General features: G+C 73.9%; 16 protein-coding genes. 9 read left to right on the top strand and 7 right to left on the bottom strand.

Annotated features, from left to right (window positions below):
• Nucleotides 1-2: 2 nt before the first annotated feature.
• From AB0M11_RS05900 to hypA, 9 genes are all read left to right on the top strand, one after another.
• Nucleotides 3-824, top strand: a complete 822-nt coding sequence (locus tag AB0M11_RS05900; RefSeq protein ID WP_365701814.1) for a maleylpyruvate isomerase family mycothiol-dependent enzyme — start codon at nt 3-5, stop codon at nt 822-824.
• Nucleotides 825-1027: 203 nt separating this feature from the next.
• On the top strand, nt 1028-2656 hold the full coding sequence (locus AB0M11_RS05895) for a hypothetical protein (RefSeq protein WP_365701812.1): 1629 nt from the start codon (nt 1028-1030) through the stop codon (nt 2654-2656).
• A 3-nt stretch (nt 2657-2659) separates the two neighbouring features.
• Nucleotides 2660-3748 (top strand): hydrogenase expression protein HypE, encoded by a 1089-nt coding sequence (locus AB0M11_RS05890; protein WP_365701810.1) that lies wholly within the window; start codon nt 2660-2662, stop codon nt 3746-3748.
• Between the two features lie 81 nt (nt 3749-3829).
• Complete coding sequence (locus AB0M11_RS05885) at nt 3830-5620, top strand: nickel-dependent hydrogenase large subunit (RefSeq protein ID WP_365701808.1); 1791 nt, start codon at nt 3830-3832, stop codon at nt 5618-5620.
• Nucleotides 5613-6158: a NifU family protein gene (locus AB0M11_RS05880; protein ID WP_365701805.1), complete on the top strand. Its 546-nt coding sequence runs from the start codon at nt 5613-5615 to the stop codon at nt 6156-6158. Before AB0M11_RS05885 ends, AB0M11_RS05880 begins: the two co-directional genes overlap by 8 nt.
• Nucleotides 6155-6775 (top strand): DUF5947 family protein, encoded by a 621-nt coding sequence (locus tag AB0M11_RS05875; RefSeq protein WP_365701803.1) that lies wholly within the window; start codon nt 6155-6157, stop codon nt 6773-6775. The genes AB0M11_RS05880 and AB0M11_RS05875 overlap by 4 nt, the downstream gene beginning before the upstream one ends.
• 29 nt (nt 6776-6804) lie before the next feature.
• Nucleotides 6805-7011 (top strand): hypothetical protein, encoded by a 207-nt coding sequence (locus tag AB0M11_RS05870; RefSeq protein WP_365701801.1) that lies wholly within the window; start codon nt 6805-6807, stop codon nt 7009-7011.
• A 29-nt stretch (nt 7012-7040) separates the two neighbouring features.
• Entirely contained in the window at nt 7041-7211 is a 171-nt protein-coding gene (locus tag AB0M11_RS05865; protein WP_365701799.1) for a hypothetical protein, read from the top strand.
• Nucleotides 7212-7218: 7 nt separating this feature from the next.
• On the top strand, nt 7219-7557 hold the full coding sequence (hypA, locus tag AB0M11_RS05860) for a hydrogenase maturation nickel metallochaperone HypA (RefSeq protein ID WP_365701797.1): 339 nt from the start codon (nt 7219-7221) through the stop codon (nt 7555-7557).
• Nucleotides 7558-7675: 118 nt separating this feature from the next.
• Here hypA and hypE read toward each other — a convergent pair whose 3' ends face one another.
• The 7 genes from hypE to AB0M11_RS05825 all read right to left on the bottom strand — a co-directional run bounded on the left by hypE (nt 7676) and on the right by AB0M11_RS05825 (nt 15706).
• Complete coding sequence (gene hypE / locus AB0M11_RS05855; protein ID WP_365702026.1) at nt 7676-8665, bottom strand: hydrogenase expression/formation protein HypE; 990 nt, start codon at nt 8663-8665, stop codon at nt 7676-7678.
• Between the two features lie 67 nt (nt 8666-8732).
• Entirely contained in the window at nt 8733-9860 is a 1128-nt protein-coding gene (hypD, locus tag AB0M11_RS05850; RefSeq protein WP_365701795.1) for a hydrogenase formation protein HypD, read from the bottom strand.
• Nucleotides 9857-10159, bottom strand: coding sequence for a HypC/HybG/HupF family hydrogenase formation chaperone (locus tag AB0M11_RS05845; protein WP_365701792.1), 303 nt, complete (start codon nt 10157-10159; stop codon nt 9857-9859). The genes hypD and AB0M11_RS05845 overlap by 4 nt, the downstream gene beginning before the upstream one ends.
• A gap of 3 nt (nt 10160-10162) precedes the next feature.
• Nucleotides 10163-12523, bottom strand: coding sequence for a carbamoyltransferase HypF (hypF, locus tag AB0M11_RS05840; protein WP_365701790.1), 2361 nt, complete (start codon nt 12521-12523; stop codon nt 10163-10165).
• A complete protein-coding gene (gene hypB, locus AB0M11_RS05835) occupies nt 12520-13242 on the bottom strand; it encodes a hydrogenase nickel incorporation protein HypB (RefSeq protein ID WP_365701788.1) in 723 nt (240 codons plus the stop codon). The genes hypF and hypB overlap by 4 nt, the downstream gene beginning before the upstream one ends.
• Before the next feature lie 212 nt (nt 13243-13454).
• Nucleotides 13455-14036: a hydrogenase maturation protease gene (locus AB0M11_RS05830; protein ID WP_365701786.1), complete on the bottom strand. Its 582-nt coding sequence runs from the start codon at nt 14034-14036 to the stop codon at nt 13455-13457.
• Entirely contained in the window at nt 14033-15706 is a 1674-nt protein-coding gene (locus tag AB0M11_RS05825) for an enoyl-CoA hydratase-related protein (protein WP_365701784.1), read from the bottom strand. Before AB0M11_RS05825 ends, AB0M11_RS05830 begins: the two co-directional genes overlap by 4 nt.
• Nucleotides 15707-15708: the final 2 nt, after the last annotated feature.

The following is a 15708-nucleotide window of genomic DNA, read 5'->3' as shown; positions in this document are numbered from 1 at the left end:
GCGTGGACCAGACAGCAGGGCAGGACGTACGGGGGGCGCTGCCCGCGGAGCTCGGGCGGGCGATACGGCGGACCGCCGCCGACATCGCGGCCGTGCTGGACGGCGTGCGCGACACCGGTGCGGCCGTACCGGGATCGCGCTGGACGGTCGGCGAGGCGGCGGCCCACCTGGCGCTGGCCAACGAGCTGATGGCCGACCTCGCCGAAGGCCGGGAGCGCCCGTACGGGGACGGTACGCCGCAGAGCCTGGCGGCGGCGAACGCCGACTCGCTGGCCGTGTTCCGGGAGCGCCGGGCGGCCCCGCTCGCGGCGATGATCACCGCGCAGGCGGAGCGCTGTGCCGTCGCGCTGGCCGCGGCGGCCGACGGCCCGGCGCCGGTGACCCCGCTCGGCCCGATGGACCGGCCCGTCCTCGCCTCCTATCTGCTCACCCACATGCTGGGCCACGGCTACGACCTCGCCCGTGCGCTGCGGCGCCCCCACATGATCGACGCCGAACGGGCCGGGCTGTGCGTGCCGTTCCTGCTCGCGGTGATGCCAGCCGTGGCGGACGGCTCGGCCACCGCGGGGCTGACCGCCCGGTACACGATCCGGCTGCGCGGCGGGGACGCCTTCGGCGTCGCCGTCGCCGACGGTGCCGTACAGGTGGCCCCGGAGCCGTGCGACCGCCCTGACTGCACGATCCTCATCGATCCGGCCGCCTTCCTGCTCATCGCCCTGGGCCGGCGCGGCCCGTGGCCGGCGATGGCCCGCGGACAGGTGCTCGCCTGGGGCCGCAGGCCCTGGCTCGCACCCGGCTTCCCGGCCCTTTTCGTCGCACCCTGATCTCGCGTCAGCGCCCCTGCCCGCGCGCCCCGCGGCCAGGACCCGCGGCCGCGCCATGGCGACGGACCCCGTGCCGTGACCCGCCGGTCCGGCGTGCGCCCCCCGTTCGGCCCAACGCCGCTCGCCCAGAAGAGGCGAGCGGGCGTGACCGGTGTGACCGTGGTGGAAGGTATGGGCGGCGCGCACGGATCCGAGGAGGCTGCATGGCCGAGGGACTGGTCGACGGCAGAGCGCCCCGCGCTGCCCTGGTGGACGGCTCCGGCCGCCCCGCACCGACCTTCGAACAACTGAGTGCCGTCGCCGATGCCGTGCTCTACGAGGGTTACCTCCTGTACCCCTATCGGCGGTCCTCGCCGAAGAACCGTGCCCGCTGGCAGTTCGGGGTCCTCTTCCCGCGGGACTGGGCGGAGGCCGACGGCCCTGTCAGACCGGGGGTGTCGGGTTCGGCGGACTCCTGGTACCAGCAGACGGAGTGCCTGCTGCGGGTGTCCCGCCCGGACGCGGCCGCACGGCTGCGGGTGCGGGTGCGGTATCTGCAGGTGCAGCACAAGCAGGTCGAGGACGGTGCCGGGCGGCCGGTCGAGTCGCTGACCTGCGCCGACGGGAGCGTACAGCTGACCTTCGAGGAGGCGGTGGCCCGCGAGAGCGACCTCACGATCGCGCTGGAGGAGGGAGAGCACCGGTTTCCGGTGGGTTCCCCGGCCGGCACCGACACCTGGGAACTGCCCGCCGGGGCCGGGCGCATCGTGCGGCGCCGGGAGGAGGTGCGGGCGAGTACCGTGCTGGTGGCCGAGCGGCTCGGCGAGGACCTCTTCCGGCTCCGGGTGCGGACCGTGAACGAAGGCCGCGCCGGGGACCCCCACGCCTCGCGTGACAGAGCCCTGCGGCAGGCGCTCATCGCCACCCACACCCTGCTCGGCGTCGAGGGCGCGGAGTTCGTCTCCCTGATCGACCCAGGCCCGGCCCTCCAGGAGGCCGCCCGGAAGTGCTGCAACGACTTCACCTTCCCGGTGCTGGGCGGCGCGCCCCCGGCCACCGCCCCGGCGGACGGTTCGGTGTCCGCCCTGCTGCTCTCCTCGCCGATCATCCTCCCCGACCATCCGCAGGTGGCGCCGGAGAGCCCGGGTGACCTGCACGACGCCGGTGAGATCGACGAGATCCTCACCCTGCGCACCATGCTGCTGACGGAGGAGGAGAAGCGGGAGGCGCGGGCCACCGACCCGCGGGCCGCCGAGATCCTCGACCGGGTGGACACCATGCCACCGGAGGTCTTCGAGCGGCTGCACGGCGCCATCCGTTCCCTCACACCCCTCGGCGTCGGCGTAGCCGCAGCAGGCGCGGCATCAGCAGGCCCAGCCTCGGCAGGCCCAGCCTCGGCAGGCCCAGCCTCGGCAGGCACAGGCTCGGCAGGCACAGGCTCGGCAGGCGCAGCGTCAGCAGCCGGCGACGGCTCCCGCGCCGGGCGTCCCGCCTGGTGGCAGGAGGGTGGCGACGACGGGTTCGCCCCGGCCACCGACACCGTCCTGGTCGACGGCGTGCGGGTCGGCGGCGGCAGCCCGGTGCGGTTGCGCCCGCGCGGCAAGGGCGCCGACGCCCAGGACATGTTCCTGGCCGGCCGGACCGCGACCGTGGCCGCCGTCTTCCACGACGTGGACGGCAGCACCCATCTGGCGGTCACCGTGGACGACGACCCGGCGGCCGAACTGCACGGCTGGTACGGCCGTTACCACTACTTCCGGCCCGACGAAGTCGAGCCGCTCGGGGGCACCGACGTCCCGGATCCAGCGACGGCGACCGCGCCGTCCCCGGGGCCCACTCCATCGGAGGCCTAGCGTATGAGCACCACAAGCGGCACCACCGCCGTCGGCGGCGAACCGAGCCGAGCCGAGGAACGCCAGGGGTTCGACGAGATCACCATCCTCTGGATCTCCGAGGGCATGAGCTGCGACGGCGACACCGTCTCCGTGACCGCGGCCGACCAGCCCTCCATCGAGGACGTGGTCCTGGGTCTGATCCCGGGGATCCCGAAGGTCAACCTGGTCAACAAGGTGCTCTCGCCGAGCCTGGGCGGTGAGGACTTCCTCGCCCCCTACCGGGCGGCCGCGCGGGGCGAGTTGGAGCCCTTCATCCTCGTCATCGAGGGGTCGGTACCGAACCAGAACATCATCGAGGGCGACGGCTACTGGACGTCGTTCGGCAACGACCCGGAGACCGGTCAGCCGCAGACCCTCAACGACTGGATCGACCATTTGGCGCCCCGTGCCTGGGCGGTGGTGGCCATCGGAACCTGCGCCACCTTCGGCGGCATCCACGCCATGGCCGGCAACCCGACCGGCAGCATGGGCCTCGCGGACTACCTGGGCTGGGACTTCAAGTCCCAGGGCGGGCTGCCGGTGGTGAACGTACCGGGCTGCCCGGTCCAGCCGGAGAACTTCATGGAGACCCTGGTCTGGGTGCTCTACCACGCCGCCGGCACCGCTCCCCCGCCGCCGCTGGACCACATGCTGCGACCGCAGTGGCTGTTCGGCAAGACGGTCCACGAGGGCTGCGACCGCGCCGCCTACTACGAGCAGGCGACCTTCGCGGCGGACTACAACTCGCCCAAGTGCCTGGTCAAGACCGGCTGCTGGGGCCCGGTCGTGAACTGCAACGTGCCCAAGCGGGGCTGGATGGCCGGCATCGGCGGCTGTCCGAACGTCGGCGGCATCTGCATCGGCTGCACCATGCCGGGCTTCCCGGACGCGTTCATGCCGTTCATGGACGAGCCGCCCGGCGGCACCCTCTCCTCGCTCGCGATCAAGCCGTACGGGGCGGTCATCCGCCGGCTGCGCGGCTTCACCAACGAACTGGTCAACCACGAGCCGAAGTGGCGGCACAACAAGCGCAAGCTCACCAGCGGCTACGCCCCGCGCTGGCGCCCCTGACGCGTCACGGCTCACGCCACGGCGAATCCCCCCCACCCCGACCCTCCCTCAGTCCCCCACAGCAAAGGTCAGCGAACGCCGATGACAACCGAGGCCCGGCAACAGGGGCGCAAGCCCGCGCAGATCGTGGACATGTCCTGGGATCCGATCACCCGGATCATCGGAAACCTGGGCATCTACACGAAGATCGACTTCGCCAACCGGGAGGTGGTGGAGTGTCACAGCACCTCCTCCCTCTTCCGCGGCTACTCGGTCTTCATGAAGGGGAAGGACCCGCGCGACGCGGGTTTCATCACCTCCCGCATCTGCGGCATCTGCGGCGACAACCACACCACCTGTTCCGACTACGCCCAGCAGATGGCGTACGGCGTGAAGCCGCCGCCGCTCGCCGAGCACATCGTCAACCTCGGCGAAGCGGCCGAGTACATGTTCGACCACACGATCTTCCAGGACAACCTGGTCTTCGTGGACTTCTGCGAGCAGATGGTCAAGGCCACCAACCCGAGCGTGCTGGCCCGCGCGCAGAAGACCAGCGCGCCGCGCGGTGACATCCACGGCTACCGGACCATCGCCGACATCATGAAGGCCTTCAACCCCTTCGAGGGCGAGGTCTACAAGGAGGCCCTGAAGGTCTCCCGGACCACCCGCGAGATGTTCTGCCTGATGGAGGGCCGGCACGTCCACCCCTCCACCCTCTATCCGGGCGGGGTCGGCACCATGCCTCAGCCGACCGCGTTCACCGACTACCTCAGCCGGCTGATGCACGTCATCGACTTCGTGAAGAAGGCCGTCGCCATGAACGACGACGTCTTCGACTTCTTCTACGAGGCGCTGCCCGGCTACGAGGAGGTCGGCAAGCGGCGCATCCTCCTGGGCTGCTGGGGCGCCTGGCAGGACCCGAAGGTCGTCGACTACCGGTACGAGAACATGGAGCGCTGGGGCAGGGCGATGTACGTCACCCCCGGCATCGTGGTCGACGGCGAGCTGGTCACCAACAGCCTGGTCGACATCAACCTGGGCCTGAGGATCATGCTCGGCTCCTCGTTCTACGAGGACTGGGTCAACGAGGACCCGTTCGTCACCCACGACCCGCTCGGCAACCCCGTCGACATGCGGCACCCGTGGAACCAGACCACCCTCCCGGTGCCGCAGAAGCGGAACTTCGAGGGCAACTACAGCTGGGTGATGAGCCCCCGCTGGTTCGACCGGCGCACCGGCGACCACCTGGCCCTGGACACCGGCGGCGGCCCGCTGGCCCGGCTCTGGTCGACCGCGCTCAGCGGCATCGTCGACACGCCGTACATCAAGGCCACCGGCACCAGCGTGCGGATCTCGCTGCCCAAGGGCGACTCCCTGCCGGAGACCACGCTGGAGTGGAAGATCCCGAAGTGGTCCAACACGATCGAGCGCGACCGCGCCCGGCCCTACTTCGTGGCCTACGCGGCGGCCATGGCCCTGCAGTTCCTGGACGAGGCGATGGGCCTGGTGCGGTCCGGCGACACCAAGGTGTTCGAGGACTTCGAGGTGCCGGACGAGGCGATCGGCTGCGGCTTCCACGAGGCCGTGCGCGGGGTGCTCTCGCACCACCTGGTGATCAAGGACAAGAAGATCGCCAACTACCACCCGTACCCGCCGACCCCGTGGAACGCCAGCCCGCGCGACAAGTTCGGCACGCCGGGCCCGTACGAGGACGCCGTCATGGGCCAGCCGATCTTCGAGGAGAACGGCCCGGACGACTTCAAGGGCGTCGACATCATGCGCACGGTCCGCAGCTTCGACCCCTGTCTGCCGTGCGGTGTCCACATGTACACCGGCAAGGGCAAGACCCTGAGCGTCACGCACTCGCCGGTGTACGGGGCCAGTCATGGCTGACGCCCGGCTCGACGGCCCGGCGGTCGAGTCCCGGCTGGCCCGGCTCGACGGGTTGCTGGAGAGCCTGGAGTCCGCTCCGGGGCCGACCGGCGGATCGGCCGTCGAGGCGGTACGGCTGCTGACCGAGGTCTACGGCGAGGCGCTCGCCCGGGTCCTCGACCACGCCGACGCCTCCCTGGCCGAGCGGCTGGCCGGCGACGAACTGCTCGACCACCTCATGGTGCTGCACGACATCCACCCGGACTCGCCCGAGCTCCGGGCCGCCCGCGCCGTGGAGCGGTTGCGCCCCGCCGTGCGGGAACGCGGCGGGGACGTCGAGTGGGCCGGCGTGGAGGGCGAGGTGGGCCGGGTGCGGCTGGCCACGGGCGGCGGTTGCGGCTCGGGGTGCGGCGGAGGTACCACGGAGGTGACCGACGCCGTCCGGGCGGCGGTGCTCGCGGCGGCCCCCGAGCTGGCCGACGTGCAGCCGGTGCCCGAGACCCCGGCGCCCGCCTTCGTCCCCCTGGACTCTCTGCGCCGGCCACAGGAGGCCCGGTGATCACCCGGACACCGCCCGGCGGAGCCCTGGCCCGCCTCATCCGCTCCTCGGCCGACCGGCGGCCGGCGGCCGGGGCGGAGGTGTGCGACCTGTGCGCCGAGCCGCTGTCCGAGGGGCATCCGCATCTGTACGACACCGGGCCGGGCGAGGTGCGCTGCGCCTGCCGCGCCTGCTCGGTGCTGTTCGACGGCACCCGGCAGGGAGCGGGCGCCGGGGAGGGCCGGTTGCGGCTCATCCCCACCCGCCGGGTCCGGCTCCCGGAGGTCGACACCGCCGCCCTCGGCGTCCCGGTCGGCCTGGTCTTCTTCGTGCCGCGCGCCGACGGCTCGGTCACCGCCGAGGGACCGAGCCCGGCGGGTGCCATGCGCTGGGAAGTGGCGGCCACGGCCTGGCAGCGGGCGGTCGCGGGCTGCCCGGCCCTCGGCACCATGACCCCCGACGTCGAGGCGCTGCTGGTCAACACGGTGCACGGCCTCGACCACCACTGGATCGTCCCGGTCGACGACTGCTTCCGCATGCTCGCCGTCGTCCGCCGGGAGTGGCGCGGTCTGTCCGGCGGCGGCCGGATGTGGCCGGCCGTGGAGCGTTTCTTCGAGGAGCTCACCGAGCGGCCTTGAGGAACGGCAACACAGGAAGGAGCGACCCTATGGGCAGTATCCGAGTCGGGCGGGCCCCGGCCCCGCCCGCCACCCCCTCCCACCGGCCCCGCAATCAACCCGGCACACCCGGCCCCGTCAATAAACACAAAAGTCACCACACCCACCGCACCGCCGACGCGCGGCGCTCGACCAACATCCACTGGAAGCGGCACGACGTGCTGCTGGACGTCATGCCGAACATCCCGCCCGGATGACACGGAACGAGGGAGTGCCCCCGATGAAGATGCAACGCAAGAGAACCGGCACGGCGGCCCAGCGCGTCCTGACCGCCGAGGTCGCCGTGGTGGGCGGCCTGGTGCTGGCCCTGTTCGTCACCGAGATCCCGAGCATGATGCGCGAGATGAAGATCTGGCGGATCGCCGGCGGGCTGCGCGCCCGGCACCGGTATCCGTGAGCCGGTCGTGCACGAACTGTCGATCGCGACCGCGATCGTGGAGCAGGCCGACGAGTGGGCCCGGACGGACGGCGCGGACCGGGTCCGCGCGGTGACCGTCCGGGTCGGCGAACTGTCCGGGGTCGTCCCCGACGCCCTGGACTTCGCCTTCGAGGTGGCCCGCGACGGCACCGCCCTCGCGGGGGCCCGGCTGGTGGTCGAGCAGGTGACCGCGCGAGCCTGGTGCGAGCCGTGCGCCGAGGAGTTCACGGTGGGCATGCCGCCGTTCTTCTGGTGCCCGCGCTGCGACCGGCCCTCCACCGACCTGCGCAGCGGCCGGGAGCTGGAGATCACGGCGGTGGAATGACCCCGCCGGTGCCCGGGTCGGTCCGGGCACCGGCGGGGTCGTCGCCCTGCCACCGGCGGCACGTCGCCGGCGGACGCCGCCCGCACACGTCTGTTGCGCACGCCGCCGGCAGACGTCCTCAGCAGATGCGGGGCAGTTGCTCGCCCAGCGGAAGGTCGACGACCCGGGTACCGCCGAGGCCGGTCGCCACCACCACCATGCCGGGGTGCTCGGTCACGCACTGGCCGACGACCACCGCGCCCGCCCCCTGCGGATGGGCGCGCATCGCGGCGAGCACCGCCTCGGCCTCTGTCGGCGGGACGAAGGCGACCAGGCGCCCCTCGTTGGCGACGTACAGCGGGTCGAGGCCGAGGAACCCGCAGGCGGCCGCGACCGCGTCCGGCACCGGGATCGCGCGCTCGGCCAGGCGTACCCCCGTACCGGAGGCGCGGGCGATCTCGTTCAGCGACGCGGCCAGGCCGCCGCGGGTCGGGTCGCGCAGGACGTGGATGTCGGGGGTGACGTCCAGCATGGTGGCCACCAGGTCGGCCAGCGGCGCGGTGTCGCTGGCGATCTCGACGCCGAACTCCAGCCCCTCGCGCACGCTGAGCACCGCGACGCCGTGCAGCCCGATGGGTCCGCTCACGATGACGGCGTCGCCCGGCCGGGCCCGCTGCGGCCGGATGTCGACCCGCTCGGGGACCAGGCCGATGCCGGCGGTGGTGACGTACACCCCGTCGCCGTGCCCGGACTCGACCACCTTGGTGTCGCCGGTGGCGATGGTGACCCCGGCCGTCTCGGCCGCCGCGCCCATGGCCCGCGCGACGCGTTCGACGACGGCCAGTTCGACGCCCTCCTCCAGGACGAAGGCGGCGGACAGGTAGGCGGGCCGGGCGCCGCTCATGGCCAGGTCGTTGACGGTGCCGTTGACGGCGAGGTCGCCGAGGCAGCCGCCGGGGAAGAACAGCGGCCGTACCACGTAGGAGTCGGTGGACAGGGCCAGGCGGGCGCCGCCGAGGTGCACGACGGCGGAGTCGGTCAGCCCGGCGAGCAGGGCGTTGCCGTAGGCGGGTGCGAAGACCTGCTCGATGAGTTCGGCGGAGAGGGCGCCCCCTCCGCCGTGGCCCATGATCACGACCGGCTGGTCGCGGATCGGCGCCGGACAGCTCCAGTTCGCGGGGTCGACGACGGTCTGCTCAGCCAACGGGGTTCATCTCCTCGCGCGGGAGCGCCGGTTCGGACATCCGGCGGTAGAGGTGGTAGGCGGCGCAGGCACCCTCGCTGGAGACCATGGTGGCGCCGAGCGGGGTGCGCGGGGTGCAGGTGGTCCCGAAGGCCGCGCAGTCGGTGGGCTTGATGAGGCCTTGCAGGACTTCGCCGGCCCGGCACTCGGCAGGTTCCTCGGTGCGGATGCCGGTGACGTCGAAGCGGTGCTCGGCGTCGAAGTCGCGGTAGGCCTCCCTCAGCCGCCAGCCGCTGGCGGGGATGCGGCCGATGCCGCGCCAGGAGCGGTCGGTGACCTCGAAGACCTCCTCGATCATGCGGAGGGCGGCCGGGTTGCCCTCGGGGCGCACGGCGCGGGGGTAGGCGTTCTCCACCCGGTGCTCGCCGCGCTCCAGCTGGGCCACCGTGCGGCGGATGCCCTCCAGGATGTCGAGCGGCTCGAAGCCGGTGACGACCACGGGAACCCGGTGCCGTTCGGCGAGTTCGGGGTACTCGCCCATGCCCATCACGCTGCACACGTGCCCGGCGGCCAGGAAGCCCTGCACCCGGCAGGCCGGGGCGGTCATGATGGCCTCGATGGCCGGGGGGACCCGGACATGGGAGACCAGGAGGGTGAAGTTGGCCAGGCCGAGACGCCTGGCCTGGTGGACGGCCATGGCGTTGGCGGGCGCGGTGGTCTCGAAGCCGATGGCGAAGAACACCACCTGCCGGTCCGGGTGGCTGCGGGCGAGCTGGAGCGCGTCGAGCGGCGAGTAGACCACGCGGACGTCACCGCCCTCCCCCCTGACCCGGAACAGGTCCCGGTCGGTGCCGGGGACACGGAGCATGTCGCCGAACGAGCAGAAGATCACGTCGGGGCGGGCGGCGATCTCCAGTGCCTTGTCGATGCACTCCAGTGGGGTGACACAGACCGGGCAGCCCGGCCCGTGGATCAACTCCACCTCTTCCGGCAGGAGTTGGTCGATGCCGTGCCGGATGATCGAGTGGGTCTGGCCGCCGCACACCTCCATCAGGGCCCAGGGGCGGGTGGCGGTGGCCCGGATCTCGTCCAGCAATCGGCGGGCCAGCTGGGGGTCGTTGAACTCGTCGAGGTACTTCACCGCGCCTCGCTCCCCTCGGTCTCCTCGGCCGCCTGCCGCGCCGCCTGCTGCCAGGCGTCGCCGAACTCCTCCTCCAGCAGCCCCAGTTCCTCGAAGAGTTCGAGGGAGGCCAGGGCCGACTCCTCGTCAAGCCGCTGCAGGGCGAAGCCCACGTGGACGATGACGTACTCACCGACCTCGACGTCCGACACGTATTCCAGACACACCTGCTTCTGCACCCCGCCGAAGTCGATCAGGCCGGTGAGCGGATCGGCGGTGTGGTCGATGCTCACGACCCTGCCGGGCACTGCCAAACACATGGGTCACTCCGTCTCGTCGCTGGGTGTTGTCCGTCCGTCGCCGGACCGCCGGTGGGCCGCCACCAGCAACTGGCCGAGCGCCAGCCCGCCGTCGTTGGGCGGGACCTCGCCGTGCAGCAGGACCGTGAAGCCGTCGCCGTGCAGCAGGCCGGTGCTCGCGCTCTCCAGCAGGGCGTTGGCGAACACGCCTCCGGTGAGGGCGACGGTGGTCAGTCCGGTGGCCCGGCGTGCGCCGCGGCAGAGGTCCAGGACCACCTGGGCGACCCCGCGGTGGAAGCGGGCCGCGATCACCGGCGCCGGGGTGCCGCGACGCAGGTCGGCGACGACCGCGCGCAGCACCGGAGCCGGATCGAAGCGGTCCCCGAAGGGGTACGCGGCCGTCTCCGCGCCCCAGGCCGCGCAGGCCTGCGCCTCCAGCTCCAGGGCGGCCTGGGCCTCGTGACCGGCGCGGTGGCAGACGCCGGCGAGGGACGACACCGCGTCGAAGAGGCGCCCCATGCCGGACGTGGCCACGCAGCCGACCTCGCGCCGCAACTGCCCTTCCAGGAGCCGCAGTTCGTCCTCGGCGCAGGCGGCGACGCAGGGCAGGTCGGGGTCCCAGGGCAGCCCGGCCGCCCAGAGCCGGGCCAGTGCGGTCCGGCACGGGTTGGCGACACCCGCGTCGCCGCCGGGCAGCGGGGCCGGGGCGAGGTGGGCGAGCCGCCGGTAGCCGGTGTAGTCGGCGACGAGCAGTTCACCGCCCCAGACGGTGCCGTCGTCGCCGTAGCCGGTGCCGTCGAAGGCGACCCCGATGACGGGTGTGCTGCCGTCGAGGCCCGCCTCGGCCATGGCGGAGGCGATGTGGGCGTGGTGGTGCTGGACGAAAACCGGTTCGCCCAGACCGAGTTGGCGGGCACGACGGCGGGCCCAGGCGGCGGAGTGGTAGCCGGGGTGGCGGTCGGCGGCGATGAGCCCGGGGCGGACCCCGGTCAGCCGGCGCACGTGCCGCTCGGCCCGGACGGCCGCCTCCAGGGTGGCCAGGTCGCCCATGTCACCGATGTGCGGCCCGAACCAGGCCAGGTCGTCCTCGCCGGCGCACAGCGCGTTCTTGAGGTCGCCGCCCACCGCGAGCGCGGGCCGCACCGGGACCGGCAGGCGCAGCGGGCTGGGCGCGTAGCCGCGGGAACGGCGCAGCACCTGCTCGGTGCCGTCGGCGCGGACCCGCAACAGGGAGTCGTCGCAGGGCGAGGCGATGGGCCGGTCGTGGGCCAGCCAGGCGTCGGCCAGTCCGGACAGCCGGGTCAGCGCCTCGTCGTCGTCCGTGACGATCGGCTCGCCCGAGCGGTTGCCGCTGGTCATGACCAGGACGCGGGGGCCGGGCGGGTCCCCGGGCAGGCCGAACAGCAGGGTGTGGACGGGGGTGTACGGCAGCAGCACGCCGAGGTGCGGGCTGCCGGGGCAGACGCCGGGGGCGAGCCGGGCGGCGGGGCGGGGGCGGAGCAGGACGATGGGGCGCCGGACGCTGGTGAGCGCGGCCCGTTCGGCCGTCCCGATCTCGGCGATCCGCTCCGCCTCGGCGAGGTCCGCGCACATCACCGCGAACGGCTTGTCGCCGCGCGCCTTGCGGGAGCGGAGGGTGTCGACCGCGCGGGCGTCGGAGGCGTCGCAGGCCAGGTGGTAGCCGCCGACGCCCTTGACGGCGACGATCCGCCCGGCGGCGAGCAGGTCCCGGGCACCGGCGAGGGCGGCACCGTCGCGGGCGGCTCGCACCCCGCTGCCCGGCGCGGGCACCAGCCGCAGCCTGGGGCCGCAGTCCGGGCAGGCCACGGGCTGGGCGTGGAAGCGGCGGTCGGCGGGGGCACCGTACTCCCTGGCGCAGGCGGGGCACATGGGGAAGCCGGACATGGTGGTGACGGCGCGGTCGTACGGCATGCCGGTGGCGATGGTGAAGCGGGGTCCGCAGTGGGTGCAGGTGATGAAGGGGTGGCGGTGCCGGCGGTCGGCCGGGTCGGCCAGTTCCCGCAGGCAGTCGGCGCAGGTGGCGGTGTCGGGCGGGAGCAGGGTGCGGCCCGGGGCGGACTGTTCGGTGGCACGGATGGTGAAGCCGGGGTCGGCGCCGGTGGCCGGTACCTCCTCGACGGCCACGGCGGTCACGGTGGCCAGCGGCGGCGGCTCCCCGGCCAGCCGCGCGCAGAACCGTTCCACGCCGGCCGCCGTGCCCTCGACCTCGATGAGCACGCCGCTCGCCGTGTTGCTGACGAACCCGGTGAGCGCGAGGTCGGCCGCGAGGCGGTGGACGTGGGGGCGGAAGCCCACGCCCTGCACGGTGCCGCGCACCGTGACGCGCCGGCGGACGGCCGCCGCCGTGGTGGTGGGCGCGGTCACGAGGCGGCGGGGGCGTGCACGTGACCGTGCGGGTGCGGGGCCAGCGGCGGCCGGTGGACCGGGGCGCCGTCGCGGACGGCGAGCACCCGGTCGAGGACCGTGTCGACGCCGTCGCCGGTACGGGCGCAGGACCGGACGATCTCCACCCCGGGGTTGACCCGCCGCACATGCTCGGCGAAGGCGGTCTCGTCGAAGCCGGCCGGCCCGGTGAGGTCGGTCTTGGTGAGCACGACCAGGTGGGCGGAGCCGAAGGCGGTGGGGTACTTCGACGGCTTGTCCTCGCCCTCGGTCACCGCCATCAGCACGATCCGCAGGTGCTCGCCGAGGTCGTAGGAGGCCGGGCAGACCAGGTTGCCGACGTTCTCCACGAACAGCAGCGCGGTGTCCGGTGGCAGCCAGCCCTCCAGGTGGCCGCGGACCTGCCGGGCCTCCAGGTGGCACAGCCCGTCGGTGAGCAGCTGCTTCACCGGCGCCCCCGAGCGGGCCAGCCGCTGCGCGTCGTTCTCGGTGGCCAGGTCGGCGGTGAAGGCGGCCACGGACACGCCCCGCTCGCCCGCGCGGGCCAGCACCCGGCCGAGCAGTTCGGTCTTGCCGCTGCCGGGGCTGGAGAGCAGGTTCACCACCGCGACCCCGCGGGCGGCCAGGTCGCCGCGCAGGCTCGCGGCCAGGCCGTCGTTCCTGGCCAGGACGGCCCGGGTGACCTCCTCCGACTGACACATGAGAACTCCGCTCCTCGGTTCGCCGGGCTCGGGACGAACGCGCGGAGCGGGTGGGTCCGCGTCCTGGTCCGCCAAGCGCCGCACTGGTCGTTCCGTTCGTTCGCCGCGGGCCGGTGGGGGCTGGTCGGGCCCGTGCGGCGGAGCCGCACGCCGGCCGCGGTGTCCCGCGCCCTGACGGGGCGCGGTGCCGCGGCCGGCGTCACCGGGTCCGCTCAGCGATCCTCCGCGCCGGCGGCGGCTGTCGGCGGGCGACGGGCCGCGGCGGGGGCCGCGGATTCCTCCGGGCGGGCCAACGCGGGTGTGGCCAGGGGGTCGGCGAGCAGGACCGGGACCAGGTCGTGCAGCGCCGTGACGGCGCGTTCGACCGCGTCCCGGACGGGCGCGCTCAGGCCGGGGGCGATGTCCTCGTCGCCGCGCGGCGGTTCCCCGGGCTCGCAGGCGAGCACGAGGACGCGGGGCAGGGGCTCCTCGCCCAGGTGTGCGGCGAGCGCGAGCACCGTGGCCGGGTCCATGCCGTGCGCCTCGGGCGGGGCGGCCGGGCGACGGCCGGGGCGGTCGGGCTCGACCAGGGAGAGGGTGCCGGGGCGTTCGCCGCGTACCGCCGCGTCCACGAGGACGACCACCGGCCAGCCGTCGAGCAGGCTGTAGGCGAGGTCCATGCCCCGGATGCCGAAGTCCCGGACCTGCGCGCCGGGCGGCAGCGGGCGCCGCTCCAGGGCGCGGACCACCTCCGGGCCGAAGGCGTCGTCGCCGAGGAAGATGTTGCCGACGCCCGCCACCAGCAGCCGGGTCACCGGGCACCGCCCGGCACCTTGCGGACGAAGGCGGAGCGCAGCGCGTGGTAGGCGGCGCCGGGGTCGAAGAACAGGGCGCGCATCCGGGCGAGTTCGTCCGCGCGGTACGCGGCGAGCGGCCGCTCCTCCTCGTCGGCGCGGCGGGCCGCGGCCTTGGCGGCGATCCGGCGGGCCAGACCGGCCGAGTCGTCGGCGAGCGCGGCGGCGAGTCGCTCGACCTCGGCGGTGAAGCCCTGCGCGGGAACCGGCACCAGCCGGTCGACGAGCCCGGTCCGGGCGGCCGTCGCGGCGCTCACCGGCCGGGCCTCCTCGGTCAGCCGCCGGGCGGTGTCCGCCCCGACCCGGCGGGGCAGCGAGTACGTCCAGAACTCCGAGCCGTACAGGCCCATCCGCCGGTAGTGCGGGTTGAGCACGGCGCCGGAGCGGCACCAGACCTCGTCTGCGGCGAGGGCGAGCATGGCGCCGCCGGCCGCCGCGTTCCCGCCGAGCGCTGCCACGACGAGCCGGTCGGTGGTCCGCAGCACGGCCTCGACCAGGTCGTCCATGGCGCCGAGGTTGGCCCAGGACTCCTCGGCGGGGTCCGCGGCGGCCTCGATGACGTTGAGGTGGATGCCGTTGGAGAAGAAGTCGCGGCGGCCGCCGAGCACCAGGACCCGGGTGGGCCGGCCGAGGGCGTACCGGTAGGCGGCGAGCAGGCGCCGGCAGTGGTCGGTGCTCATCGCGCCACCGGGCAAGGAGAAGTGGAGGAGGCCGACGTCGCCGTGCTGCCGGTAGCCGATGTCGGTCCAGGTGCGGCGGCCCGCGGGCAGTTCCAGCGGGGCGGGGCGCTCCGGGAGGTCCAGGCCGGCGAGGACGTCGGTGGCGGGACGGCGGAAGGGGGCCGGGTCGCCGGAGCCCTTGCGGGGGCGCAGTTCCGGGATCCAGACCGCGCCGTCGCGGGTGGCCCGGCAGACCCCGCCGGCCCGGGTCGCGAGCAGTTCCCCGGGTTCGCCGCGCAGTTCGTCCTCCGGGTGACCGCCGTGCAGGAACACCTCACGGCCCAGGAGTTCGTCGAGCACCCCCGGCTGCGAGTCGGCGCCGCGCAGCTTGCGCAGCACCGTCGCGGTGTCGTCGGCCGTCCAGTCGATCCGCCGCCGCTCCTGCCGGAAGGCGTCCCGCCAGACGACCTGCCGGTGGATCGCCGGATCGCTCTGCGGCCGCGGCTTGTACGAGCCGTCCGCGTACCGGCGTACGGCCTGGTGGACGGCGGTGAGGGCGGCGTCGGCCACCTCGTTGCGGTAGAGGTCGCTCTTGCCGACCGGTGCCACCTCGAACGGCTCGCTCGCCCAGACGGCGCCCGCGTCCATGGCCGCCTCGGCCTGGAGCACCGTCACCCCCCACTGTTCGGCCTGACCGGCGATGGCCCAGTCGAGGGCGGCCGGGCCCCGGTCGCCGAGCGGTCCCGGATGCACGATCAGGCAGGTGTGCCGCCGCCAGACGTCCTCCGGGAGCGCCGTCCTCAGCATCGGCGCGACGATCAGCTCCGGGCGGTGGTCCCGTACGGCGTGGCGGACGGCCTCGGGGTCCTGGCGGGCGAGGACCACGTCCACCCGGTGGCCGAGGTCGGACAGTTCGGCGTGGACCCGCTGGGACAGGCTGTTGAACGCGCTCGTGACGAGCAGAATGTCCATGG

It is taken from the genome of Streptomyces sp. NPDC051987, assembly GCF_040680735.1.
GTDB lineage: Bacteria > Actinomycetota > Actinomycetes > Streptomycetales > Streptomycetaceae > Streptomyces.
This window is presented reverse-complemented; position numbering and strand designations above follow the sequence as displayed.